This window comes from Variovorax sp. KBW07 (assembly GCF_003852515.1).
Classification (GTDB): Bacteria; Pseudomonadota; Gammaproteobacteria; order Burkholderiales; family Burkholderiaceae_C; genus Variovorax.
In genome coordinates this window covers 754-1,036 of sequence record NZ_QAJK01000111.1, presented here as the reverse complement: position 1 = coordinate 1,036, position 283 = coordinate 754, and the positions used below count along the sequence as shown (strand labels likewise).

The window sequence follows — 283 nt, the reverse complement described above, 5'->3', positions numbered from 1 at the left end:
ATACGAAGCGCGGATCAGGCCCGCGCCCACCGGCATGCTCGCGCCCAGCAGGTAGCCCTTGTAGCTGTCGTGGCTGTTGCCGAGCAAGGTGTCGAACTTGTTCTGCACATTCGATATCTCGCCGAACAGCTTCACCGGCCCCAAGTCGTACGACGCGCCGAGGTTGACGGTCTGCACCTTGCGCGTGAGCGAGGTGGTGTCGACCGCCACGTTCTGCCCCACGGCCAGTGCCACGTCGAGCGGCCCGTTGGCATAGCCGAAGCGGCCACCGACATAACGGCCG

General features: G+C 65.4%; 1 protein-coding gene. It reads right to left on the bottom strand.

All coding sequences use genetic code 11. The features are described 5' to 3' along the window. Window positions 1-283: porin (locus DBV14_RS33995; RefSeq protein ID WP_260397168.1), on the bottom strand; the 283-nt coding region annotated here is incomplete at both ends.